This window comes from Comamonas sp. A23 (assembly GCF_004522605.1).
GTDB lineage: Bacteria > Pseudomonadota > Gammaproteobacteria > Burkholderiales > Burkholderiaceae_C > Comamonas > Comamonas thiooxydans.
In genome coordinates this window covers 182,322-205,824 of sequence record NZ_RSDT01000011.1, presented here as the reverse complement: position 1 = coordinate 205,824, position 23,503 = coordinate 182,322, and the positions used below count along the sequence as shown (strand labels likewise).

At 55.9% G+C, this 23,503-nt stretch carries 24 protein-coding genes; 6 read left to right on the top strand and 18 right to left on the bottom strand.

What is annotated here, in order from left to right; translation table 11 throughout:
* Positions 1 to 5 precede the first annotated feature (5 nt).
* The 6 genes from pilO2 (at position 6) to EIC84_RS21505 (ending at position 6,741) form a co-directional block, all read left to right on the top strand.
* A complete protein-coding gene (gene pilO2 / locus EIC84_RS21530; protein ID WP_003065165.1) occupies positions 6 to 1,349 on the top strand; it encodes a type 4b pilus protein PilO2 in 1,344 nt (447 codons plus the stop codon).
* Positions 1,350 to 1,383: 34 nt separating this feature from the next.
* Entirely contained in the window at positions 1,384 to 1,788 is a 405-nt protein-coding gene (locus EIC84_RS21525; protein ID WP_237704444.1) for a hypothetical protein, read from the top strand.
* Positions 1,789 to 1,798: 10 nt separating this feature from the next.
* Positions 1,799 to 3,589: an ATPase, T2SS/T4P/T4SS family gene (locus EIC84_RS21520; protein ID WP_003065162.1), complete on the top strand. Its 1,791-nt coding sequence runs from the start codon at positions 1,799 to 1,801 to the stop codon at positions 3,587 to 3,589.
* Positions 3,590 to 3,711: 122 nt separating this feature from the next.
* On the top strand, positions 3,712 to 4,713 hold the full coding sequence (locus EIC84_RS21515; protein WP_237704443.1) for a general secretion pathway protein: 1,002 nt from the start codon (positions 3,712 to 3,714) through the stop codon (positions 4,711 to 4,713).
* Positions 4,688 to 5,332, top strand: coding sequence for a prepilin-type N-terminal cleavage/methylation domain-containing protein (locus EIC84_RS21510; protein ID WP_237704442.1), 645 nt, complete (start codon positions 4,688 to 4,690; stop codon positions 5,330 to 5,332). The genes EIC84_RS21515 and EIC84_RS21510 overlap by 26 nt, the downstream gene beginning before the upstream one ends.
* A gap of 44 nt (positions 5,333 to 5,376) precedes the next feature.
* Positions 5,377 to 6,741 (top strand): type II secretion system protein, encoded by a 1,365-nt coding sequence (locus tag EIC84_RS21505; RefSeq protein ID WP_003065155.1) that lies wholly within the window; start codon positions 5,377 to 5,379, stop codon positions 6,739 to 6,741.
* Between the two features lie 408 nt (positions 6,742 to 7,149).
* Here the strand turns inward: EIC84_RS21505 and EIC84_RS21500 are convergent, their stop codons facing one another.
* The 18 genes from EIC84_RS21500 to arsC all read right to left on the bottom strand — a co-directional run bounded on the left by EIC84_RS21500 (position 7,150) and on the right by arsC (position 23,483).
* Positions 7,150 to 8,181: a CAP domain-containing protein gene (locus EIC84_RS21500; protein WP_034362020.1), complete on the bottom strand. Its 1,032-nt coding sequence runs from the start codon at positions 8,179 to 8,181 to the stop codon at positions 7,150 to 7,152.
* 300 nt (positions 8,182 to 8,481) lie between these two features.
* Positions 8,482 to 10,875, bottom strand: coding sequence for a DEAD/DEAH box helicase (locus EIC84_RS21495; protein WP_003065152.1), 2,394 nt, complete (start codon positions 10,873 to 10,875; stop codon positions 8,482 to 8,484).
* A 101-nt stretch (positions 10,876 to 10,976) separates the two neighbouring features.
* Entirely contained in the window at positions 10,977 to 11,573 is a 597-nt protein-coding gene (locus EIC84_RS21490; RefSeq protein ID WP_003065150.1) for a hypothetical protein, read from the bottom strand.
* Positions 11,574 to 11,633: 60 nt separating this feature from the next.
* Positions 11,634 to 11,885: a hypothetical protein gene (locus tag EIC84_RS21485; RefSeq protein ID WP_003065148.1), complete on the bottom strand. Its 252-nt coding sequence runs from the start codon at positions 11,883 to 11,885 to the stop codon at positions 11,634 to 11,636.
* Positions 11,878 to 12,225, bottom strand: coding sequence for a hypothetical protein (locus EIC84_RS21480; RefSeq protein ID WP_003054992.1), 348 nt, complete (start codon positions 12,223 to 12,225; stop codon positions 11,878 to 11,880). The genes EIC84_RS21485 and EIC84_RS21480 overlap by 8 nt, the downstream gene beginning before the upstream one ends.
* A 222-nt stretch (positions 12,226 to 12,447) precedes the next feature.
* Complete coding sequence (locus EIC84_RS21475; RefSeq protein WP_003065145.1) at positions 12,448 to 12,744, bottom strand: hypothetical protein; 297 nt, start codon at positions 12,742 to 12,744, stop codon at positions 12,448 to 12,450.
* A 426-nt stretch (positions 12,745 to 13,170) separates the two neighbouring features.
* Positions 13,171 to 14,298, bottom strand: a complete 1,128-nt coding sequence (locus EIC84_RS21470) for a DUF6094 domain-containing protein (RefSeq protein ID WP_034362016.1) — start codon at positions 14,296 to 14,298, stop codon at positions 13,171 to 13,173.
* Positions 14,299 to 14,375: 77 nt separating this feature from the next.
* Complete coding sequence (locus EIC84_RS21465) at positions 14,376 to 14,936, bottom strand: hypothetical protein (RefSeq protein ID WP_003065138.1); 561 nt, start codon at positions 14,934 to 14,936, stop codon at positions 14,376 to 14,378.
* A gap of 101 nt (positions 14,937 to 15,037) precedes the next feature.
* Complete coding sequence (locus tag EIC84_RS21460) at positions 15,038 to 15,271, bottom strand: hypothetical protein (RefSeq protein ID WP_003065136.1); 234 nt, start codon at positions 15,269 to 15,271, stop codon at positions 15,038 to 15,040.
* 213 nt (positions 15,272 to 15,484) lie between these two features.
* Positions 15,485 to 15,769 (bottom strand): hypothetical protein, encoded by a 285-nt coding sequence (locus tag EIC84_RS21455; protein WP_003054979.1) that lies wholly within the window; start codon positions 15,767 to 15,769, stop codon positions 15,485 to 15,487.
* 453 nt (positions 15,770 to 16,222) lie between these two features.
* A complete protein-coding gene (locus EIC84_RS21450; protein WP_003065134.1) occupies positions 16,223 to 16,897 on the bottom strand; it encodes a DUF3275 family protein in 675 nt (224 codons plus the stop codon).
* Positions 16,898 to 17,280: 383 nt separating this feature from the next.
* The gene (locus EIC84_RS21445; protein ID WP_003065132.1) at positions 17,281 to 18,012 is read right to left on the bottom strand and encodes a DUF3577 domain-containing protein; all 732 of its coding nucleotides are present in this window, start codon (positions 18,010 to 18,012) and stop codon (positions 17,281 to 17,283) included.
* A 537-nt stretch (positions 18,013 to 18,549) separates the two neighbouring features.
* Positions 18,550 to 19,602, bottom strand: a complete 1,053-nt coding sequence (locus tag EIC84_RS21440; RefSeq protein ID WP_034362009.1) for an FAD-dependent oxidoreductase — start codon at positions 19,600 to 19,602, stop codon at positions 18,550 to 18,552.
* 45 nt (positions 19,603 to 19,647) lie between these two features.
* Positions 19,648 to 19,998: a helix-turn-helix transcriptional regulator gene (locus EIC84_RS21435; protein WP_080554136.1), complete on the bottom strand. Its 351-nt coding sequence runs from the start codon at positions 19,996 to 19,998 to the stop codon at positions 19,648 to 19,650.
* An 86-nt stretch (positions 19,999 to 20,084) separates the two neighbouring features.
* The gene (locus EIC84_RS21430; RefSeq protein WP_003065126.1) at positions 20,085 to 21,134 is read right to left on the bottom strand and encodes an ArsO family NAD(P)H-dependent flavin-containing monooxygenase; all 1,050 of its coding nucleotides are present in this window, start codon (positions 21,132 to 21,134) and stop codon (positions 20,085 to 20,087) included.
* Positions 21,135 to 21,157: 23 nt separating this feature from the next.
* Positions 21,158 to 22,339: an MFS transporter gene (locus tag EIC84_RS21425; RefSeq protein WP_003065124.1), complete on the bottom strand. Its 1,182-nt coding sequence runs from the start codon at positions 22,337 to 22,339 to the stop codon at positions 21,158 to 21,160.
* A 9-nt stretch (positions 22,340 to 22,348) separates the two neighbouring features.
* Positions 22,349 to 23,065, bottom strand: a complete 717-nt coding sequence (gene arsH / locus EIC84_RS21420) for an arsenical resistance protein ArsH (protein WP_003065121.1) — start codon at positions 23,063 to 23,065, stop codon at positions 22,349 to 22,351.
* Complete coding sequence (gene arsC / locus EIC84_RS21415; RefSeq protein WP_003065119.1) at positions 23,052 to 23,483, bottom strand: arsenate reductase (glutaredoxin); 432 nt, start codon at positions 23,481 to 23,483, stop codon at positions 23,052 to 23,054. Before arsC ends, arsH begins: the two co-directional genes overlap by 14 nt.
* Between the last annotated feature and the right edge of the window lie 20 nt (positions 23,484 to 23,503).

Sequence of the window (23,503 nt, the reverse complement as noted above, 5' to 3'; positions counted from 1 at the left end):
CAACCATGAGTGCATACCTCATCGAACGGCGCTATGTGATCGGCGTGACTTGGCAGCAGACTGTCCAAGCCGTGAATCTCAAGAAGCACGCACAACAACTTGCCCGCAAGGGGAAGGCGGACTACTACTGCACGGTAGCTCCAGCCACCGTGGGCACCGCGAAACTCAAAGTCTCCAACCAGGGGGAAAAGCTCATCGCCTTGGCAACCGGCGTGGCCGCCTTCGCCAATGGCCATGTGTTTGCAGCCATCAGGCTCCCACAAGGGATCTGGATTTGCGCCGCAATCGACGGAGCACCAGCGACAGGCTTCGATGCGCTGGTGACGGACGAAGAAGCGGCTCGCGCGCGGCTGGCTGCATTTGAGCGCTTGGCCACCTCGTCCATCTCACTGTTCACGAGTGAGCCAGATTTACTTTACCCTGCCCCACAGGTTCAACCCGTAACGCTGAGCCAGGTCATCAGCGCAGCAGCCAGTAATGAGGCCAGCGAGCCCTTGGCCAAGGTCGGCACCAGCATCCCTCCAGCTGTGCTCTACACCGTCGCCGGCGCGATCCTTTTGCTCGGGGGAATACGTGCTTGGGACTATTGGCAACTGGAGCAAAGACGCCAAGCAGAGCTCTTGGCCAACGCCAATGAGCTGGACCCCAAGACAGCATGGACTCAAGCCTTCCAAGCATATGCACAGGAGAAGTCTACCTATGGGCATGAAGCGCTACGCGCACTGCGCGAAGCCACCGAAAAACTACCCACCAGCATCGCCGGGTGGCGCCTAAAGGAGACGGACTGTAAACCAAGCGCTGGAAGCACTTGGGGTTGCACCCTGAAATTCGACCGCACCGCAGATGTGGGTCTAGACCCTACCAACGAAGACTTCGAGCGTTTGCGCCCCCGCGAGTGGACCGTCCGCTATTCCACAGTGGATGAAATAGAGGCTGTCATGCAAGTGTCAGCGCCTGCACGTCACCTCAACTTCGATGAGCTGACCCCGCTGGCCATCCAGCAAGTACGTGGACTCAGTTCCTTGCAACTGATCTTGCGCGCTTTCAGCGGAAAAACCATCGGGCAATTCCAGCCTGAAGCAGTTCCAGCACCGCTCAACAAGGTAGGAGAGCCTGTGTCCATGCCTTCAGAGCTAGGGCTGGCCATCTACAAAGCTGCGTTGACCAACCTTAGCGGCCCCCTGCTCAGTGTGGACCTGCTGATCGCTCCAGAGGTTCCGGTGGCGTGGACCTCTTTCAAGGTTGACTTTGCCCGACTGCCCAACGACTGGCAGGCCAACGGCGAAGCGTCTCTCAAGAAAAGCCTCATGACGGCCACATTGGCCGGAGAAATCTATGCAAAGAACTAAGCCCGCCGTTGCAGCCGCGCTGATTGGCTTCGCTATGCAAGCTGCCGCCCAGGATCTCGCTGCGGCCGCATCGCAGCCACAGCCAGGCTATGGCTTTGCTCCAACCGTGAAGAAGCTCATGCAACTCGAAGCCGATAAAGCCGTTGAGGCTGCGCTCGGCCAAACGGGCGGCTCCGCTCCATCGGCCGCGGCTCCACAAGCAGCCGCACCAACTGTGCAGCCAACCGTAGAAACACCGCCGGAGCCTCGCCCACTTCTTACCCTCAATGGCATCTATGGACGCATAGGCCGCTGGACGGCCGAGGTCACTATCGACGGTCGCATCTACGCATTTACGCCTGCTGAGATGAAGGCCGGCTACACAGCGAAGCGCATTGATGCACGGTGCATCGAACTGCAGCACAGCAAGTTCCCGCAAAAGCTCTGCAGCGACCGCTGAGGAACCAAAGATGCAGTGGCCATTCTTCTCACGTCAACGTTCAACAGTCCCAGCTCCGCCGACTGCGACCACTTTCGTCCTCAGTCAACGTGTCATAAAGACCGAGACCGAGCTGCTCAAGGAAGTGAGCTTCCATCGCCCACTTGGGAAGGACAAGGACATCAACCTGGCGGGAAGTCTGGCCCAGCACATCTGTCCTCTCGAAACACGAAAAGACAGCAAGCAGTTCATTCTGCTCGTGAGCAACCGCCACCGAAGCTCGCAAGAACTACGGGCTACGACCGAGCTCCTCCTGTCCAAAAACTACCGTCTCGCACCAGGTGCCAACGTCTATTTGGTCGAGAGCGAGACCATCATCCATGCCGTCTCGCGTGGCCACATCGACGGGACCCAGGGGGAGCGCCTTCGCAATATTCTGGGCGACAGAGCAAAAGCGGGCTACTACCAGTCGTTCGAGGAACTGGTGCGTTACGGCGTAACCAACCGCGCCTCTGACATTCACCTAAACATCTTCACTGCCCAAACACGCAGCGAGGTCCGGTTCACGATCGAGGGCAAGTACGTGGCCCCACCACGCTTCCACTTGCCAACTGCAACGCTTCTGTCCATCGCTGGAGTCGCGTACCAAACTGCCAAGGGCGTCAAAGACCCCGTTTTCAATGGCACTGTCGAATCCCAGTGCCGGATCTTCATCGACCTGGCCGAGCTCGGACAGTTCATGCTGCGCTGGGCGTCGATGGCCTGTGACGAAGGCCCGCAGATCACCATGCGGATCACGCCAATCAATGCCAAGAAAGAACCGCTGACGCTGGAGCAACTTGGCTATCTCCCCACACAGATCGCCATGCTGATGCGGGCCATGCGATCCGAGGGCGGTGCAATCGTCCTTTCGGGGGTCGTTGACTCGGGCAAATCGACAACGATATCGACACTACTTAGTGGAGTTCCAAGCACGCGCAAAGTGATGACAGTGGAAGACCCGCGAGAAAACATCTTGCCTGGCAGTCACTTCCACCAGAACACAGTGAGTCGCGACCTTGAAAGCGATGAAGACCCTTTCAAGCCAAAGAAGAGAACACTAAAGCGAACCGCTCTTAACGAGCTATTCATCGGTGAGATTCGTGACCAGCAAACTGCTGCCCTGCTCCAAGATGCTATCGAATCGGGCACGAACTGCTATACGACTGTCCACGCTCGTAATTGCATGGGTATACCAGCACGCTTGATATCGCCAGGTATTGGCATTGACATCGATGTCGTTTCCACCCCTGGAAACCTCAAGCTATTGGGATATCAGGCACTACTTCCGAAAAACTGCCCTGGCTGCAAGCTAAAGGCCACAAAGCTCCTACAAGGTGAAGACGCAATAGAGTGGGAGGATTACTTCTCACGCATCAAACGTCTTTACGACATCGATCCAGAAAAGATATATGTCAGAAACCCCGATGGATGCGATAAATGCCGGCGTGATGGCTTGCCTGAACTGAATGGCCTACTTGGCCGCACCGTCGTCACTGAGTTGGTTGAGCCTGACGACTATTTCCTGGAATGTATCCGCGACTCCAAAACAATTGAACTGAGCCGGTATCTGGCGTCATTGCGCACCTCACGATATGACGATCCAGATATGACAGGAAAATCTGCAATGGACTGCGCCATATACAAAATGAGCAAAGGTGAAATAGACCCTAGAGAGATCGAGCCTCGATTTATGTCATTCGTCACCGTAGAAAGACGCCGTGAAATGGCTGCAGCTCACACAAAGAATATTCAATCAATTAAGAAGCTGCAGGCTGTGTGATGCGATCCATAATTGTTTTTTTCTCGCCACTGAAACGCGCAGCACGCCAATTTAGAAAGCATCGGGCCGACTACTATGAGTATCTCGCTGACGTGCTTTCAGATTCCAATGGGCGAATCCTTATGCACGATATATTCGTAAAGGATGCTCAACGCTACGCACCAAAGAACCGTTGGCAGAAGCTCCGCCCCCATCCACGAGCAGTGCTTTCCGAATACTGGGCAAGCAAGTTTCTGGACACTGGCGCAGACATCGGCGCAACTTGGCGAGGCACGCTTCCCGAAGCAGACATGCTGATTATTGCTTCAGCAGCTAACCACGGAGGCACTGGATCAGTACCGGACGCATTGAAAGAGGCTGCGCGCTTGGTCAGAGTGGTTGATGAGGCGCGAAGCCTGTTTCTCTCCATCATTGCTGTAGCAATATTCGCAATTATTGTTGTCCTTGCAACTCTCACAAGCGTGCCAGCTTTTGTGTGGCCGCAAATCAAGGCCACCTTCGACTTTGTACCTGAAACACTTTATGGTCCGCATGCATTAGATCTGGATCATTTTTCCAAGGTCTTTGCCTCATATATCATTCCACTAGCAATAGGAATACTAATACTTTGCATAGCATTTAGTTGGTCTTTGACACGTTGGAGCGGTCGCTCTCGTCAATGGGCGGAAAAAATAATTATCTACCGTGTCTACAGGAACTATCGCGGTGCGATGTTTCTTTCGACCCTATCCACTCTGGTGAAGCGCGGCTCTGGTCTAAACCTACGAGAAGGCATAAAGGCAATCTCATTGCAGGCGGAGCCATGGCTGCAATGGTACTGCCAACGCATTCAAGAAAATATCGAACTCGGCTTTGTGGACGGTAGGCTTTTCGATGTAGGTCTAATGGAGCCGGATGCTCTATATTACTTGTTCGATATTTCTGAAGCAAAGTCTTTAGAAGCCGGCCTTCAATTAACCGGTCGTCGCACAGAACGCGATATGGGAAAGAGCATCAAAAAGCGTGCATTCATCCTCAGATGGGGCATTCTTTTTGTATCGTTAGCAATAGTCGGTTGGGTTGTTTTCAACACATTTTCTGCCATTCAAGAAATGACAGATGCCGCAAAAATGGTTTTCCTGTAAGTCTATTTCAACCTGCTTTATCAAGGAGCAAAAAACTATGCAAAGCTTTATTAATCAATCTCGTCGCCTGCGCAAGTCATTTCGACGTAAAGGAAAAGAAGACGGCTTCACGCTGATCGAATTGATGGTCGTTGCCGGCATTATCGTGATCCTCGCAGTGCTGGCGTTTCCCGCACTGCAAGGCCTATATCGAGAATACCGTGCGCCGTACTTTGCGCGAGACCTTGCCAAGGCCGTGGCGTCGATCCAGGGTGCAGCAAACACCGTGGCCACCGCGACGCCATATACAGGCGTGACAACGGCCACGCTGGCCAGCGCACTGAAAGACTCTGCCTTCAGCGTTTCCGGCGCTACTGCCACCCACTCCATACAAGCAACCGGATTGAACCCCCAGGCAATTGCCGTAACCGGCACGCCTGGCGCCAACCTGCTGGTCACGGTCTCAAAGGTTCATGAGAAGGCCTGCATGCCGATGATTACGCAGATGGTGCGAGCAGCAGAGAGCATCAAGGTCGGAACAGTCGTCGTAAAGGCCGCTGGTGGCCAACCTGCTATCGCGACGCTGCAAAGCAGCTGCGCGGTGCCGGCGGGCGTCGACATTGAATACACCTTCCAATAACTTCCCCGCACGCCGTGCCGCATCTGGCACGGCCAAAGGACACTATGCTGCGCAAGCGCCCTCATCGTAAACAGCAGGCTGGCTTCCTCCTGCTTGAGCTCATCGCTGTGCTTGGCTTGACCGCTGTTCTCGGCGTCTATGCATCCAAGGAGGCAATCGACAAGATCAACAGCGGCCGCGCAGAAGCTACTGGCGTCTACCTCTCGACGCTCAAGGATGGAATGGACAAGTTCCTGAACCTCAATGCCCAGGCCCTTGCCATGGGATCGGTTGTGGCCGGCTTCTCCGATCCGCTCGCTCCCACGATCGACGAGCTGCGCACTGCCAAGTATTTGCCTGCCTCATTTCCTCTCATCGACCCAATGAGACGCCGGCAACTTCTCACGGTAGATCGATCTGGCTGCCCCGGATCGGCATGCTCGCTGACCGCATATTCGTATAGCCACCTACCACTGACCGCCAGTTGCAATGGATATGCAGCCGATGGGGGCTGCGCGGCCGCCACGGGCTCCGTTTGGCATGTGCAAGCTGAAGAGATCAGATCCGCTAGCCAGGGGTATGGCACTACGGTGACCTTGCTTGCGCCGAGCCGCCTGCGTGGGAGCAGCTGTGACTATCCGGCTCCAGTGGGCGCAGGCCCAGCCACTTATGGCGTTTGCACGACCAGGACCGCAGCGATCTATTCTCAATTTGTACGCATCCGAGACGACCGAGATCCCGATCTGCAAGGCGACTTGAGTGTGGTGGGGAAAGTGAAGGCAGGTTCGCTCGTGTCTCAGTCGTTGTCAATCAGCAATGGGCCAACCGAGAGCACCAACATCAACAGCAGCGGCGACCTGACGGTTAAGAACGGCTCTGGCATCCCTACAGCTGGCATATCGATGAGCGACGGTTCTGGTCGAACGTACGGCCAAGTCATCAAGCCAACAAGCATTCAAATCAAGGGCAACTGGTGCGCAGGAACAAACCAGCAAGGCGATATTGCTCAGGATTCGACCGGCCAGGGACTTGTCATGTGCATCGGAGGCTATTGGAAAGGAATCTCCCCACAAAAAGATGCTGTAGCTGGAGGATGGTGTCCGCAGAATGGAGGAGTTGCATGGAATGCACAGGATATTGCCCTCTATTGCTCTGGAAACCAATGGGTACCGCTAGCAGATCGATTTGGAAAGAAGATATTTGTTGACTCTTACTCCGCGAGCAATGGGACCTGGGTATCTAAGCCAGCCTGCGTTTCTGGAACTGCGGGATCGATGGTTATCCTCACTCCCAAGAATCAAAGCACTGATGCCGTCAAGTTGAATCACTATGCCACTGACTACGGCTGGGCGTGGTTAATCTCGGTAGTAGATAACCTTGGTTCGCCAGCTACCGGCGAAGCAATTGCTCAGACTTATTGTATTTACTAAAGAGGCGCACATGAAACGCATACTCGTCGCGTTGGTCACTTTGGCGGCTTATTCGTCAAGCGTGATCGCCCAAAACTACGATTCCACCGGGACAAACCGCCTTTACGTTCCAACCCCTCCAACACCTCAAACAGTCGTCCCTGTCCCTGTCCCTGGCTATGGCGGCGCTCCTGAGGGGGCAGTGGTTACCATACATTCCTCAAAGACAGGCGCTGTCACAACCTTCTATGCTTGCGTGGTCAGGGCTGGGGCTAGCGGTGGACGCCCGCCGCTAACTAATGGCACCTCATGTCCTACCAACACCATTCCGATAGTTACGGCATCAGGCGTTTATCACGATGGCGGTGGCAACGATGGGGGCTGAGCCGCAGGAATAAAAAAAGGCCTGAAATTCAGGCCTTTTTTGCTTTAATACTGAGTACCAGTTCTGTAGCTAAACGACTTAGCGAAGTGCTTGCCGTTCACTGTCCCGGTGATTTCAACCTGGTAGGCGGTATTACTTTGCAGAGGCGCGTCCGGGACGATGAACACCTCATTCTCTTTAACCAAGCGCTGCGGGTCGTTGGAGCTCGTCAAGGTTTGCGCCTGGACAGAGCTACCGCTGCTGGTCACCTTATAGCTGCTAAGTGCAATCTTTTGCTGGGCTGGAGCTGCGACATAGATCGGCATGCCCATGGGCGCTGCGTTGAAGTCTCGGGCCGGGAATGGGCTAGGAGACTCGCCAATGAAAGCCGGCGCAACATCAGCTACGCCCTCGCAAGGGAACGTGCGAACGTCAGAGCCTGCGTATGCCACAGGCTGAGAACCCTGCGGCGTTCCAAAATTCACAACGGCAGCAGAGTAAAAGTTCGTCGTTCCAGGCACGGCTGAGATGTTTTCGCTAATCGAGAATCCTATGCCCATGTCGCTGTGCTCTCCCAAAGCTCCCTGCAGGTGGTAGACCGTCGCAAAAAGCTGTTTGATGTTGTCCAGGCCAGAGGGCTCGTCAGCGCTAAACCCGCCCGCCCCGGCAAACAAAGTTCCACCGCTGACAGCAGAAGCTATCTCAATCGCTCCCATGGTTTCAAATCCCGCCTTCGCGATGCGCTCGCTAAGAGTCGCAGCATAGTAATCCGGATTTCCAGCGTATTCAACATGGCCTAGCGTCTTATTTACTTGAAGATATTTGGCATGCCGCCCGGCTGACTCGTCCAGTTCCGCACGCTGCTTTACCGAGTTGAAGCCGCACATCGTACGATTCTTGTTAGTGAAGTCGTAAATGTCGGCCCGGTTCTTGTCTGCATAGCTGCTTGGCACGATGTTTACAGGGAAGTTCTCCTTCGGAGTCTCCGGGACGCTTCCACCGTTAGATGGTGTGTCATTACCACCGCCACCACCACCGCCGCAAGCAACTAGCGCGCAGGCAATTGCAACAATCGAGAGAGTGCTGGAAATCTTCATCTGGAACCTCTATTTCAAATATGAAAGCTGCGCTCGATCGACTGAAAAATCGAGTGCGAAAAATTGAATGGAAATTTGGAAGAGACGCGACAGTCTGTATGGACTGTGCTTGGTAACGATATGGCGTTATTTCATTGGTACTCCGCGTGGGACATATCTTGTGGGCTTCTCACAAGGGGTGACGCGAAGATTTCCAACGAAGCCTTGTGTAACTTTGCGTTACAATTGTATGTCTGTCAAGTGCCTCCAAAATAAAAAAAATGACCACAAGCTGTGAAAACAGCTTGTGGTCAAAATGGGCTACATCGTCAAAAGGTCTCTCGCGAGAGCCATCTCAATGCTTTCGCCCTCGTTGTCGTTGAGAACGTCCAGTCCACTTTCAGGCATATCGCCAGAGGTGGACTGCGATACCGCGATTTTCTTGGCCATGAGTCGCAGGCATTCCATTTGTGAAGTGCCGGCGTAGCCAAGGAAGATCACGCGAACATCATGCTTCTGACCAATGCGCCAGGAGCGCCTGGCAGCCTGAAGCATCGTGTAGACGTTGAATCCCGATTGCATGAAAGCGATCGTTGGGAACTCAAGCAAATCCAGGCCAGTCTTCACCAGCTCGGGATTGGTGATGAGCACATCGATGCCTCGCTCTACCTGGTCCGCAACCCAGTCTTCCCGCTTGGCCGCATCTACGCTGGCACGCAGCACAGCTACCTTGAACCCCCTGGCTTCGAGCAGCATGCGCAACCGGGCCGTGGTGTCGCGGGTGCCTGAATAGATTGAATAGACCAGGACCTTGCGGCCGAGGGCTTTCTCATCCATGCAGAGCTCAATGAGCTTGGCCTCTTTCGGAGTGCATTCAACATCATCGAACAGAGCCGGCTGCATGTGCAGCAGCTCCTTGCTTCTTGGATGCCTCACCGTTTCCGAACGAAAGCAGCATTCTGGCCATGCAAGCAACACGTTCATGACCACACCCAACAGCGTGCTGTCCTTCATGGCCAAGGCCTGCTTCAGGATCTGCACCAGTTTCCTCGACATATCGGCGTATGCCTCAGCTTGGTCATCGCGCATTTGCACGTCAACAAAGGACTCGTCATACGCCGGCAGCACCTTCTGCCCAATGTCCCGCAGCTTTAGGAATACCGTAATGGGAAGCACGTAACGCAAGATACCCACGGGGCCGAACCCTGGAGCCTTGCTTGTGCGAACAGTCACGCCTTTCCCCTTGGCCGTGCGGTGGGAAGTAGTTGAGGTCTCTTTGTAGATGTCCTTGAGCACTCCATGCACGCGCATGAAGCCCATGGTCGCAGCAGCCATGGAGCCGGTCTTGGATGGCTTGAAGCCGTCCTCGATCAACACCCTGGGATTGACGCGCCAGAGCAGGTGAAAAAGATCATCCGCATAGCCGCCCATGAGTGTGCCCGTCAGCAGCAGCACTTTTTCGCACTGGCTGGCCAACACGCCCATTGCCTGCCCCTGGGCCGAGCCCTCGTTTTTGTACTCGTGTCCTTCATCGACCACCAGCAAACCAAAGTAGTTGGTCGGCAGATAGCGCTTGATGAACTCCGTGGGCTGATAGCCGCCCTGCCCGATTGAAAACTCGAACGTGGCCAGGCTTCGCTCCATGCGCTTTGCCTGCTTGTCGCTGAATACCAGCTCCCCGTTCTCGTCCATCAAGTTCAAGAACTCGTAGACGTTGTCCTCCAGCATCGCAGCCAGTGTTTTCTCTCCAAACTTGCTGAGCAGCCGCTTCGCAGAAACCGGGCCGATGGTTGGCATCTGCTGAAGTGCGTTGAGCACCAGGTCGGACATGGAGTCGATGGGCCGCCCATTTCGAATCAGCGTCCACAGAGTCGAGTTGCAGTGTTCGCACTTTCGCCGGCGGTCACTGAGGACCTGCTTGGCCAAGGGCACGGACATGGGCAAGGTCACGTCGTCATCGCCCTTCGATTCGAGCGGCCGCATGCAGCAAGGGCAGCATGCAGCCACGAAGCGCTGGCCACCAACGAGGATGGTGCGCTCGATAAAGGACGGACGCCAATGAAACCCCATACGCATCCGCACACGGCCCAGCACGAAGAACTCCGGCTGGCTCGTTGTGATGCCCAAGCGGGCACGCATCTGCAGCAGCTTGCGCAGTGTGTCCGGGCCATTCAAGATCCAGACCCGAGCGCCGGGTACCGTGTCAAGAATCTCGCGCCGCCACTTGTAGACAAGGTGCGGAGGTGAGATCACAAGCGTGCGCGGATTGCGTCGCTGCAACTGCTGAAGCAGCACAGACACGCAGATGGCCATCATGGTCTTGCCCGTGCCCATCTCCGCGTTCAAGACCGCAGCTGGCTCGCCTCGATCAGCCAGAAGCTTTACGATGGCCTGAACCGCTTCGGCTTGCTCTTTGAATGGCTTACGCTTCAAATGGTCGAGGATCTGCTGGCGGGCCAGCCAGGCCTCGGACAGTTGATCGCGCTGCGGTAGATAGACAGGCGGGTTCTGTGACCGAACCTGATCGAGCAGCCCTTGGCCAAACTCGCGTATGAAATCTCCAAGGGGCAGGGTTTCATCAATCACTTCGGCCAGAAAATCTGCGCCCTCGATCTTGCCGAGTTCATCAGAGACTTCCTGTACGGCCGGCGCGGCCTCGGCCGCAGTAGTGGATGCCTCTGTCACAGCGTGCTCAGCAATTGCGAAATCGTTCATTGTTTGCTCCAAAAAAATGAGCGCACACCCCACAAAGGAGTGCGCGCTCAACGGTTAGGTGAATGAAGGTACGAAAGGCCTCTTGCGAGGCCTTGACGGATTTAAGGAAGGAGAACGCGGTTGCGTACGCCCTCGCTCACATGCCGAATGAAGTGATCAGAAATACTTACACGCAGCGCGCGAAGATTTCCGATCCGAGGATAGAGGCCACCCCCGAGCTCGTGGACAGCGCCCTTCTCTCGACACCAGGCAATCAAGGGTGCTTGCCAGTGATCGAGCAGCGCAATGGGAGCCAAGTTTTTCACCAGGGCCCACACCTTCTCCTCGATGCCGGCGTCGACGTTGGACACGACCCAGCCAATGCGGTTGGGCTTGTCGATCTCCTGTAAGCGTTTGTCGTAGACGAACAGATGGTTCAAAGGTCCAAAGAGGTTCTGACGCGGCAGACGGCCAGTGAACTTTCCCAGGCGCTCCGCAGATCCAGCCTGGACATGGTTTCGCGTTCCTTCAGGGCTCACCAACGTGAAATCCGTGATTCCGTGCTCAGTCCTGCCCAGCTCCATAGCCGCGATGAACTGCATGGCAGAAGCATCGCGCCCATAGAGCGAGAGAAACATGAGCTCGCCCTCATCGTTACGCAGGCAAGCGTCTGCCCATAGATCCGCGAAGCCCTCAATTCGGTGAAGCGCTCTTTGCATGAAATGCTCCTTTTATGGAGCAGCCCACAAGGGGCGTGCCCCGTGTGGGTGGATGAAAGACTATGGATTCGGTATCCAGAGCCAGGCGGCGACGTAGGTACCGTCTTCCGCCGGCGCTACCAGCGGCAAGGGATCGATGACGCATTGGTCATCGGCGTGGATCTCCCTGGCACGGGCGATCGCATCGGCGCACTCAGCGCGATTCAGGTCCTGGTTGTTGAGAAGCCTGCCGAGCTGCGTGACAGCACCGGCAAGGTCGCCCGACTCCCAGCAGTCAACGACATCCCGCGCTGTTTCTTCCAGCTCATGCATGGGCAGCGGCCTTTCGTTTTTCCAAGGCGTCGTAGTGCATTTCGACCTGCAGTTTGAGGTCCTCGATCTGCGTCAACGCCTGCGTATGCTGTTCGCGGACAACCTTCTCAGTCACACGCTTAGGCTTTGAAGCCACGAGCGTCTTGCTGAAATCGCCATCGCCGCCGAAACCCATTACAAAGCGCTTGAAGCCTCCCTCCACCAATGACACAGAGGCCGATGTGACGAGGGAGCTATTTAACTTACGTGTTAAGACAGTGAGCACACGCCGGTCGCCGAGATCAATCTCAGTGTTCCCGCGGTGGCCATCACGGATGTTGTTAGAGAAAGATGTGTTCATGGATCGCTCCTGGTTGAAGTGGATAGAGCGAGCCCCTCCCCTGCGGGAAAGGCCCGCACGGGTGGTTGAAGAAATGCCAAGGCCTCTCGACCTGGTGCGCTTTCGTGGCTCAGCGCGCCTTAAAACCGTTTCTGATAGGTCAAACGGCTTTCCGCAGCTCACCCTATAGGTAGGCTGGGGAAAACCGGCTGTAGCCGGTTCTCATGGGTTTAATGGGTCCTATCAGAATCCATCACTGATGCATGGCTTGCTGCTGGAAGCAAGCAGGCCAAGCGCCAGTGACAGATCGAAGGCAACCAGGTTGCGAAAAGTCCGGTCAGATTCCGTCATGCGCTCCCCGAGATGGAGCATGACGTTCTCAAGACTTGCAGATGCATCACACGCCTTGTTGAGCGCATCCAAGATCAGGGGGATCTTGGCGGGCAGCTCTGCGAGTGCGGTGGCCATAGGCGCGTCCAGCAATGTCAGCCCCTGTTGATCGAGGCTGAGGATGTGTTCCAGTAGCTGGACGGTATTCATTGAGCTCGCCATTCGGATGGAAGCATCAACTTTGTCACCGACCAGTCAGCACTTGTCAGGACCCATACATACTCGCTGTTGACGAGGAATGCAGATAGTCGCTGGCCACGCGCCGCTTCCAAGTCGCGCGCAAGCATGACCATCTTCGTGTTGGCCAGCTCGCCTGGATCGCCACAGATGTGCCGCTGCAGGAGCTCGTGGGGATTGATGGTCCCCTGGCAAATTAGGTTGTCTATGCCCAGCGTTGCTACGCATCGGCCCGGTCGAAACAGCGGTGTGTCATAGCGCTGCGATGGTTGTGCTGGCTTCACAGCATTTCTCAAGATCATCTCCAATCAAGTGAATGAACGAGGACGACCTTCTCTGGGAAAGTGTCCCCAGGGGGTTGCGGTTCGCTGACCGAGGCCAGCAGTGGTTAAGGAAAAACTATGCGATGTTGACGATCCGACCCAGCCGGTGGTCGGCTGTGAACTCGATGGCATTGATGACGGGGACGAATCGGTCCAGCATCACCGTGGTTTGCGACGCTTGACCTTTCTCGTCAAAGTCAACGGACACCTTGCGATCCTTGCGTTTGTAGGTATCCCCCTTTATCAAGAGCGTTCTGCCGCCGGCACCGTGGATCATTCCGACCACCTGGCCAGCCGCAAGGGCAAGCGCAAGGTGCCATGGCGTCAGATCGCGCAACGGCGGTCGACAAGCGCCGCCGACCTGGCTGAACTGCGATGAAAGCCCGCTCCATAGCAGACTCGATTCATACTTGTCCAGCTCGTCGCCGAGCTGCTCGGCATCGATCTGCACAGCGTGGAAGTCGAACTCCTGATCGACCTGCAGCGCAGGAATGACATATGGCTCCAACTCCCAGGAGTCTGGAATGACAGGGGCGCCCTCTTCCGAGGCCTGGGCCTCAGTCAGTGGCTGCAGGCCCGCCTTGGTGGCATGGGTTGCCCGGCAGCGCTTGCCAATCACAATGCATTGTCGAAACTGCTGCACTGGCGCCATGAAGATCCGCAGATCCTCAAAGTTGCGCACCAGGTAGCTGCGTATTTCGTCGTCGAGCGCGTAGTGCGGAATGATGTAGACAAGCACTCCGCCATAGGCGAGATATGACACGGTTTTGCGAAGAAAGGTTCGCTCCAGGCGCTCGGCCTTATCAGCCTCCGCCAACAGCGAGCGCTGGGCTGATTGATCCGCTACGCCGAAGCCATAAGGCGGATTTAGAAACAGCAGGCCCATGCTTCTCGGCTTGAGCACGACATCGTGCACGTCCGAATGAATCACACGGTCGAGGATTCCCTTTGCATGACGCGCTCTGTCACGGTCGAGCTCGATGCCGAAGGCCTCGGCACCGCCGATTCGCCCTCGATCGACGGTCAGTAGCTGTCGTAAATCGGCGAGCGCGCTGCCCTCGCCGCAGCAAGGGTCAAACATGCGTATGCCCCCCTTGTCGGGCATCTGCAGCAGGTTTGAGATCCGGCGTATGGATTCCTCGTCCGTGGGGTAGTAGCCGTTTTTGACATAGTTGTGCGCCAGGCGCGAGAACATTAAGGCCATGGGCAGCTCCAGAAATAGAAAAGCCAGTCTCCTTCTGGAGAGCTGGCTTGGTTAAAGAGGTGGTACTTCAGTACCGCTTAGAACGGGATCTCGTCTGGATCAAGCCCCACGCCGGTAAGCTCTTGAACCTTTCCGTAGATGTCGAGGCGCGGCAAAGCGCGCTTCAGGGCTTCTCGGTAGAGAGGGTTAGAGCGTGCATGCACCGCGATGACGGACGCTGCCGACTGCTGAGCGGGTAAGTCTTGAATGCGACGAAATGCCACGGTATCGGCAAGCGCCATTACGTCTTCTACGTCTGGCGACTGCAGCTCGTCAATCTCAGCACGCATCTCTAGGCGACGCATGATATGAAAGAGCGCCTCATGATCGAACAGCCTCTGCACGGTCGACAGCATGCTGCCGCCTTCATGCATCCATATGCCATTGACATACCGGATCTGCTCCACGGTGCGGTCCATGAGACGACACTGGAAGGCTGTCAAGCCCAGCTCAGTTGCCTTCGCAATAGCGTCCTTCGCGATATAGAGCCGGTAATTGACCTCCATATGCGTGTCGTAGACCTCGTAGCGATGCGCGGGCTCATTCTGAGTCCACAGGAGAAGCTCTTTGAACGCAGCTTCATTTGCACTAATGGACATAGAGTCCTCCAAACAAGGCTCAGGGAACTCCAGCCCATAGGGACCAAAGCCCCATAGGGAAAGAAAATGCCAGCCCTGATTTCTCAGGGACTGGCACGGGTTTAAAGGTGGTCCTTCTGGGACCAGTGACCCTTCGCCCAGGCCTTTTCAGCCTTGGCTTGGGTATTCCAAGTCTCCAGAGATTCACGGGTGAACGGGCCACGATCGGTACAAGTACCGAGGTAGAAGCCGCCTCCACTACGCAGAACCTGCATCGGCAGAACCTCGCCACATTGAGCAGCGAGAACGCCGTAAGTCACACCAGTAGTTGCTTGCGATTGAACGATTTGCGTCATGTCTTTTCTCCTGATAAGGGGGGAAAGGACGAGCGCGCCCGAATGGGACACGGCCCATCCGGCGTTGAGAGAGGTTGAAAACGTGAGACACTTTCCAGATGACTGAAAAGCGTCCCCAGTTGAGAGTGATAACAGGGACTCCTCGTCATGAGGAGCCTCTGGACCTAGTGCATCTTTTCGAGGAAATGGATGCGCGTGATGCGCTACCTATTCTTAGAAAGAGGATGCGTCAGCAGACGGCGGCGGCAAATTCCGCTCTTTCAATAGTTGAACCAAGCTCGACGGCATGCCGTCAAGCAGCTCCGGCTTTTGATAGCAGGAACTGATCAGCGTCACGATCGAACAAACCTGCCCTGGTGCAACCTGCTCGCGCAGTCGCATCAGTGCTTCGTAGTCCTGCTCGGTACACATCGCCACGAACTTGCGATAGGCGTCATGCATTTGCATGCGCTGGTCCTCAGACCAAGCAATGAGCTTAAGGCTGGAAGGTGTGCCCATGGAGACTCCTCCCGATAAGGAGCGGGCACGCCGGCCCTTGCGGACAGTTGTGCCCGCGAGGGTTATAGAAAAATGATGCCCAGGGCATTGCTGCCTGCACTTTTCAAGGGCTCAAAGTGCGCGAAACCATATTGATGGTCAGATGGTTTCCCAGAGAATCCGCGATTGCTGCAGACACTCTGGGAACCCATCGGGCTCCCGGCATTGCCAGATTACAGTACCCAGGCCGCCTATAGGCTGGCCGGCTGTCACAACGGGCTCAGACAGCCAAGGAACGGCGCGGTCACGAGGCCGGCTTGGCTTTCACCGGACACGCACTATCGCAAAGCCGCTGCGCATCAGGTCGCAGCCACCCTAATTCCACCTTCCCGCTGCCTGGCTACCAGGCAGTAGGCTGATCCATAGACGCGCGTTCACGCATATGGATCAGCCCGCTGATGCGGGCGATGGGCTTTACTTTGGATGCCAAGTTTGATCTTGGAATACAAATTTATAGGAGCCCAGTTGGCCGATGGCCTTGGTCTGCTCTCGCAACATCGAGCGATCGACAGTGGGATCGAGCTTCACTGGTTGAAGACCGCGGATCTGTTCCCAATATTCTCGGAGCACTTCAGGAAGATCGGGCGTATCGACCTGACCTACATCTTCAACTGAGGACGTTTGTGCAATTGCTTGGGTTGGTTGCCCAGTGTTCCGCTTTAATCTCTCAATGCGCTCTCGCATCTGGTCACCCAACCGTGTGGACCCCTCGGTCTTCGACTCGGTACTCGGCGCGGGCAACTGAGCTGACCACACGGGCGTTTGAGACGCCAGGGATGGCGATTCAAGTAGTGGGTCGGGCTCGGCCAATTCTGTCTCGACAGGAGCGTCGGAGGCGCTATCGAGCTGCATGTCATGCAGCGTTGCTCTCATCTCCGTCACTGCTTTTCCATACGCGATGTACTGGTGCAGGAAGATTCGGCTGATCCAAACAGTACCGTGATACTCGCCTTCTTCGAACTGATCCAGGAGTGAATCCTTGACCTTGAGTTCGCAGCACTCGTGGAATAGCTCCCCGACGCAGAAATCGCCGTAGCGGCCCCCTCGAATTTGTTTGACACGCAACGTCACGTTTTCGAGCTTTATCAAGCTTTTGCTCCATCAGATTGCGGAGCACCAGTCCAACGCGGGGCCAGGCCCGCGTGGGTGAAAGAAAAACACTCCACACGCATATGCCTGTGGAGTGCTGTTTGGAATCTCCAAAGGACTTCCGATCCTTTGGGAATGAGACAGAACACACCGGTTCGAGGTGTGCGTCAACGAGTGAAGTGTGTACGGTCTATAAGTGCCTCGGCCCGTAGGGCGCGCAAGTTTCAGAGGCTCACCTGCTTCGCTAGTTGCCTAGCATCCGGTTTGAGTGATACCGGCAAACACTTGGAAAGGCTGAGAGCATAGCGCAATTCCAGGGTATTCGGGCCACAAATCACGCCCTGAATTGCTTTCGCAATTCAGGGGTGGGTGGCTACTGCTGATTACGCGTAATCATGTTCGCGTCGATCAGCATATCCGCCTTGCCGTTGATGGCCAGGCATACTGCCGTACCCGCCTGAGCGAGCTGGCTGGCGCGTAGGCGCCGAAGGTGTATGGCCCTGCGGAGCAGGAGCACGATACTGAGGTTGCTGACGTGGAGCTGGAGCCGGTGCACGTTCCTGCGATGCAGGTCCGTGCGGTTGCTCATCCTGGCCACCCTGTTCAGAGTTACCAGCACGATCATCGTGGAACGCCTCATCGCCTTGCGGTTGACTGCCCAGATGACCAGCCTCCACATTCGACTCGGCACGTTGATACACGAGCTGACCATCAACCTTCACCGAGTTGATAAGAATCAGACGGCCTTTGATGAGGCCGGCGTGTTCCTTCTGCCCGGTGGGGCGTCCGCCTTGATCTCGCACATCTCGCTCGTAAGAGTGAGCGTAGAGGTCAGCAATACGGAAAGAGATCAGCACCTTGCGGCGCTCATCAACTTCCTTTTGCAGACTATCGATCAGGTCAATGGCCTCGGCAGAGGACACGCGCAGATCGAAATATGTGTAGTCGGGAGAATCCGTTGCCCCACGCAGCGCACTGATGGCGCAAGCGAGAAACGGTTCAGCCTTACGACCACGACCAGTGGGCGTTACCCAACGAACACGGTTCAAATACCCAATGCCGTTAGCGTGCAGGTTGAAAAACTCACGTTGAGCAGGTGCTTGTTGTTGCTGCATGATGACTCCAAATTTCCAATGTTTGGACGGAGCACAGCCGCACCTGACCGCAAGGTCTGGATGGGGCGATGATCCCCATCCGGGTTGCGAGGTAATGCTTTGACCAATCCTTGGGGGATCGGCTGACGACTCTCAAAAGCTCAGTCGTCTATGTGTGCCAAAAGGCGTTCACGGGCAGGAGAATAAACGGTAGATTTCTGCCCGTCAAACAGTGTTGACAGTTGGCGCGGCGAGTTTGCGGGTGGTGGCCTTAATTGACCATCATTCCGATAGGTGATGACCGGCCTGCTTGTACTGACCACCGGCAGCAATCGACCCGCAGCGGTCGTTCATACGTATGAAAAGCGGACGCTCAACTGAGGATTCACATTTTTAGTCGATTGCACATTGCTCATAAGTTGGCGGCGAACCACGGGCCACAGCCATTCACATGTCGTTGGAGAACTTGGCACCTAGACGTACAAGTGATGATCGCTCTTTGAGCATTGCTGGGACGACTCTACATAGGGTCGGTGTTTGGTAGAGCCCGATGGTGCCTTAGATATTGAGATACTTGTGTAGGGAGTCCATGATTTGCTCAGAATCAGGGCCAACACCGCGGAGGGTTGCTGAAGCGAAGTTTCGCTGCTTCGGCAAACCCACGAAGAAGATGCCAGGGTTTGAAGTAGAAACCCCTTGATGTTGCTTGACGCCTTGCTGTGGGTCCAGGATATCCAGTGGCTCGAACGGCTTGATATTTGGACGAAAACCTGTCGCGAAGATGATGCTGTCAATTTGATCTTCTGCTCCACTTGGCCAGACTACGCCGCTGGACGTTACTCGCTCAAACATTGAATTGTGCGCAAACAGACCAGACTTGAGCGCATTTCGGTAAGTGCCGTCATCAAGTACCGGTGTACTTTGATCATTGAGCCAGCGTGTTCTTTCTAGGCCCGTCCATTTGAGCCAAGAATGGAAGTCGACTCCCAGAATCCGTTGTGGAAAGAACCGAACCTTTTCACGCGTGGCCAATGTTACTTTGGCTACTTGCGCAAGTTCGTAGGCGATTTGCAGCGCAGAGTTTGCGGCTCCAACGACTACAACCTTCTTCCCGACAAAAGGCTTCACATTTCGATAGGACGAACTGTGAATCTTCGTTCCCTCAAAGTTGTGTAGACCGGCAATGTTGGGAATGAAGGGGCGACTAAATGCCCCAGTCGCCACAACAATTGCTCTCGAAGAAAACTCCATTCCATTTTCTGAGAGAAGTCTAAATCCACCGTTGTCCCGGTACACACGCACGATGCGAATGTTCGGCTGCACAGGCAGTTCGAAATGCTTGCTGTATTGCTCCAAGTACTTCACTACTTCGTCACGTCGAGGGTACGCTGAGGGTGCCCCAGGAAAAGACATTCCAGGAAGAGACGAGTACGAAGCAGGAGAAAACAGGGTGAGACTGTCGTAGTAGTGGCGCCAGTTTCCCCCTGGTTTATCCTGCTCGTCCAATATCGTAAAGTCCAAGCCCCGTTGCTTCAGGTGCCAGCCGCATGCAAGGCCTGCTTGGCCACCTCCAACGACGATTACATCGCGCCTTTTACTTAAATTGTTCATTTGTGCGCACATATACACATTTCATTGAAAAAAAATGGACACGGTCTACAGTGAGTTGGCGGGACAGCACTGCGCCGCTATGCCTTGAGTATGTTTAAGAATGCCTTCCAGGCGCGCAATGATGGCTGGACCATCCACCTCATAGAACATTTGGCGACCAACTTTAGTGGCACGCACGATCCGTGCATCCAGCAAGACTTGCAGGTGGCGAGACACAACGGATCGCTCTTGAGGAAGGTCAGCTGCAATCGCGGTCACATCCGCTCTGCCCAATTGCATGACACGCTTGAGCACAGCGACTCGTGCAGGTTCACACAACGCACGAAAAAAGTTGCTGTCTAGCGAGGCAATTGCGGCCTCAATCGCCTGGGTACGAATTGAAACTTCGGAGGACATAGTGGCAATCATATGTGCATAGGTTTGCACATGTAAAGGTTGCCCCCACCCGAGTATGTCCCCAGAGAGCATGGACAAACAACCTTCTACGAGAGGTACTGCTCAACTTCCACGGCGGTGCTACGTGCCGTTCGCATGACACCAATGAGCGTGGCCGACGCAGGCCCGGTCCACTCCCCGTAGCCCACCAGCCATAAACCTGGGACGCCACGCACCTGGGTGCCGTCTACCGCGACTCTGGATTCGTTGACAACGCCAAGAGTCTCCAGAGGCTGCAACGCAGGCCTGAAGCCGGTACACCAGATGATCGCGTCGAAGGGCTTGGTGCTTCCGTCGCCCCATTGAGCCCCGTCCGCCGTGAGCTTCTCAAATGAGCCGACAGAATGCAGCACGCCGCGCTGGCGTGCGTCAAGGACGGGGGGAACCATCACGATATCGCCAAAGCCACCTGGCAGGTTCTCTGGATCTTTACCCTCCTGCAGAGCCTGCCAGCGTGCAGTGGCCCTCTCGAAGAGTACTCGCCCATCGACCTCGTCCGGTAAAAAGGCTGGTGGCTCCAGCGTGACCCAGGTCGTGGACTGCGCAACAAGCGAGACCTCTGCCAGTATCTGTGCGCCGGAGTTTCCTCCGCCGACCACCATCACCCTCTTACCTTTAAAGGGCTCAGGTGATACGTACTGAGCTGAGTGCAACTGTTGCCCCTTGAAGGACGTCAAACCCTCAACGTTGGGAACAAATGGGTTGCGCCATGTTCCCGTGGCAAATACAACGGCACGCGACTGCCAGCTTCTTGCTCCAGCATTGACCTGGAAGCCTTGCTCAGTGGATTCAATGCCTGTGACGCGAACTGGCCTCTCGATCTTGAGTTCGTAGCGTTCTTCGTACTTGCGAAGATAGTCGACCACATGGTCACGGCTTGGATACTGCTCACCTGAAGCAGGCATCGGCCATCCCGCAATGGAACTCCACGAGGCGGGAGAAAAAAGCCTCAACGAGTCCCATCCATGCTGCCAAGCCCCGCCTCCGGCTTCTTCGGCATCCAGCAGCAGGACCGACAGATTGGTGCGACGCAAGAAATACGCCACCGATAGGCCTGCTTGACCTGCCCCAACGATGATCACATCGTGAAACGACATTGTTGACCTCCTTTTTGCCTTTATTACTGTGGACTCACACGCATGGACCACAGAGCCGCAAATGCACTGATTGCCAGCAGAGAGGACAGCCACAGAGCCTGGCTGCCCCAGCTTGCGACAGCCAGCCCGAAAAGAAACGGTGACCCGGCTTGCACGATGCGTGCAGGCACCATGAGCCAGCCTTGACGCTGGCCATATCCTTGAGAGCCAAACACCTTGAGTGGCAGCGTGCCTATGGCAATCGTCAAGATGCCGTTACCCAGACCATGCAGGATGGCAAAAATGCTGGCTGCTGGTGCACCGGCAAGGCCCAGACAGACGGCAGCCAGCGGATGGGCAAGGATGGCCAAGCGAGCAGAAAGCAACGGGTGTGCTTTCTTGAGAAAGCTGTATTCCACCAGCCGACCTGCAACCTGGGCAGGCCCGACCAATGCAGCGGCAGCAATCGAAGCAGCCAAAGTTGCACCGCTGGCCTGAAGAATCTGAGGCAGGTGAGAAGCCATGGCAGTGCTGATGAACCAGGACGCCGCAAAAACGTAGGCCATCAGATAGGCCGTGCGCTTAAGACTGATGACCACGTTGTTTCCGCCCTGGGACACAGCTCCAAGCGGCTTTTGCTCTTCGATCACTTCCCTCGGGGTGGGCTTGGCACGCGACAACAAGGCATTGAGTGGAAGGCCCAGCAGCAGGTGCAAGGCGGCCCAGAACATGCATACGACGCGCCAGTCGTACAGGCCTTCCAGATAGCTGGAAAGCGGCCAGCCTACGGTGCTGGCAAAGCCAGCAAAAAGCGTGATTCCGGTAATGGCTGGGCGTGCATCCTGACCATACAGGTGCACCACACTGGCAAACGCGGCTTCGTAGAGGCCGCTACCCATTGCCACGCCCATGAACGCCCACGCCACGAAGATATGCAGTGTCTGCGTGGCCTGGCTCAACATCAGCAAGCCACAGGCAAAAACCAGATTGCTGGCGAGAAGCACCGACCTTCCGCCAAAGCGATCAATCAACCGGCCCGCGATGGGTCCTACCGCTGCAGCCACAAGCAAGGCTGCCGAGAACGCGCCGAACACCAGAGAGTACGAGGTGCTTGTCGACTGACTGATTGGCGTGGCCAGCACCGCAAGCAAGTAGTACGACGAGGCCCAGGACAGGGTCTGGGCAATCCCGAGCATGACTGTGACTTGCGTGCGGTTCAGTGCCATCTGTATCGATTAAATGCTGCGTTGATTGACCCGTTTAGACAGTTCTTCAGCGCTTTCACGGCGCTCGCTGTAGCGATCCACCAGGTAGTCCGAACAGTCTCGCGTCAACAGCGTGAACTTGACCAGCTCTTCCATCACATCCACCACTCGCTCGTAGTATGAAGAAGGCTTCATCCGGCCAGCCTCATCGAATTCGGCAAATGCCTTGGCCACGGAGGACTGATTGGGGATGGTGATCATGCGCATCCAGCGACCCAGCACACGCATCTGGTTGACCGCATTGAAGGACTGCGAGCCCCCCGAGACTTGCATCACTGCCAGTGTCTTGCCCTGCGTCGGTCGCACGGCACCAGCGGACAAAGGAATCCAGTCTATCTGCGCTTTGAGGATGCTAGTCATCGCACCATGACGCTCAGGAGACGTCCAGACCATACCCTCGGACCATACAGCCAGCTCACGCAGTTCCTTGACCTTCGGGTGATCGTCGGGGGCACCATCGGGCTGCGGCAGGCCACGCGGATCGAAAATCCTGGTCTCGGCACCCATCTTGCGCAGCAGGCGCGCCGCCTCTTCGGTCAGCAGTCGGCTGTAGGAGCGGTCACGAACCGAGCCATACAGCAGCAGAATGCGCGGCGCGTGCGCAGCACGTTGTGCGGGCAACAGGCCTTCCAGGCTGGGCTTTTCAAAAACTTGTTCGTCGAGGTTCGGTAGATCAGAGCTTGCCAATTCGATTTCCTTTCGAGTCAATGACGGCTTCCCCGTCTTCTTTGGAGAATGCAGCCTGTTGCGGCTGCGGCAGGATGTCCAGCACGGCCTCCGAGGGTCGGCACAAGCGGGTCCCCAGAGGGGTGACCACTATCGGACGATTGATCAGAATGGGGTGCTGGAGCATGAAATCAATCAATTGCTCATCCGTCCATTTGGGCTCGCCCAAGCCGAGCTCGTCATACGGCGTGCCTTTTTGGCGCAACACATCGCGCACTGGCATGCCCATGGCTTGGATCAGGCCCACCAGGGTGGCGCGATCAGGGGGTGTCTTGAGGTACTCAATGATCTTGGGCTCTTCCCCGCTGTTGCGGATCAGGGCGAGAACATTGCGGGAGGTACCGCAAGCAGGGTTGTGGTAGATCGTGATGTCGCTCATAGCGCTAGATTCCCGTTGCA

Coding starts and splice junctions, on each gene's coding strand:
- pilO2 (WP_003065165.1), top strand. CDS start 6: ATGAGTGCATACCTCATCGAACGGCGCTATGTGATCGGCGTGACTTGG.
- EIC84_RS21525 (WP_237704444.1), top strand. CDS start 1,384: ATGCAAGCTGCCGCCCAGGATCTCGCTGCGGCCGCATCGCAGCCACAG.
- EIC84_RS21520 (WP_003065162.1), top strand. CDS start 1,799: ATGCAGTGGCCATTCTTCTCACGTCAACGTTCAACAGTCCCAGCTCCG.
- EIC84_RS21515 (WP_237704443.1), top strand. CDS start 3,712: ATGCACGATATATTCGTAAAGGATGCTCAACGCTACGCACCAAAGAAC.
- EIC84_RS21510 (WP_237704442.1), top strand. CDS start 4,688: ATGCCGCAAAAATGGTTTTCCTGTAAGTCTATTTCAACCTGCTTTATC.
- EIC84_RS21505 (WP_003065155.1), top strand. CDS start 5,377: ATGCTGCGCAAGCGCCCTCATCGTAAACAGCAGGCTGGCTTCCTCCTG.
- EIC84_RS21500 (WP_034362020.1), bottom strand. CDS start 8,181: ATGAAGATTTCCAGCACTCTCTCGATTGTTGCAATTGCCTGCGCGCTA.
- EIC84_RS21495 (WP_003065152.1), bottom strand. CDS start 10,875: ATGAACGATTTCGCAATTGCTGAGCACGCTGTGACAGAGGCATCCACT.
- EIC84_RS21490 (WP_003065150.1), bottom strand. CDS start 11,573: ATGCAAAGAGCGCTTCACCGAATTGAGGGCTTCGCGGATCTATGGGCA.
- EIC84_RS21485 (WP_003065148.1), bottom strand. CDS start 11,885: ATGCATGAGCTGGAAGAAACAGCGCGGGATGTCGTTGACTGCTGGGAG.
- EIC84_RS21480 (WP_003054992.1), bottom strand. CDS start 12,225: ATGAACACATCTTTCTCTAACAACATCCGTGATGGCCACCGCGGGAAC.
- EIC84_RS21475 (WP_003065145.1), bottom strand. CDS start 12,744: ATGAATACCGTCCAGCTACTGGAACACATCCTCAGCCTCGATCAACAG.
- EIC84_RS21470 (WP_034362016.1), bottom strand. CDS start 14,298: ATGGCCTTAATGTTCTCGCGCCTGGCGCACAACTATGTCAAAAACGGC.
- EIC84_RS21465 (WP_003065138.1), bottom strand. CDS start 14,936: ATGTCCATTAGTGCAAATGAAGCTGCGTTCAAAGAGCTTCTCCTGTGG.
- EIC84_RS21460 (WP_003065136.1), bottom strand. CDS start 15,271: ATGACGCAAATCGTTCAATCGCAAGCAACTACTGGTGTGACTTACGGC.
- EIC84_RS21455 (WP_003054979.1), bottom strand. CDS start 15,769: ATGGGCACACCTTCCAGCCTTAAGCTCATTGCTTGGTCTGAGGACCAG.
- EIC84_RS21445 (WP_003065132.1), bottom strand. CDS start 18,012: ATGCAGCAACAACAAGCACCTGCTCAACGTGAGTTTTTCAACCTGCAC.
- EIC84_RS21440 (WP_034362009.1), bottom strand. CDS start 19,602: ATGAACAATTTAAGTAAAAGGCGCGATGTAATCGTCGTTGGAGGTGGC.
- EIC84_RS21435 (WP_080554136.1), bottom strand. CDS start 19,998: ATGTCCTCCGAAGTTTCAATTCGTACCCAGGCGATTGAGGCCGCAATT.
- EIC84_RS21430 (WP_003065126.1), bottom strand. CDS start 21,134: ATGTCGTTTCACGATGTGATCATCGTTGGGGCAGGTCAAGCAGGCCTA.
- EIC84_RS21425 (WP_003065124.1), bottom strand. CDS start 22,339: ATGGCACTGAACCGCACGCAAGTCACAGTCATGCTCGGGATTGCCCAG.
- arsC (WP_003065119.1), bottom strand. CDS start 23,483: ATGAGCGACATCACGATCTACCACAACCCTGCTTGCGGTACCTCCCGC.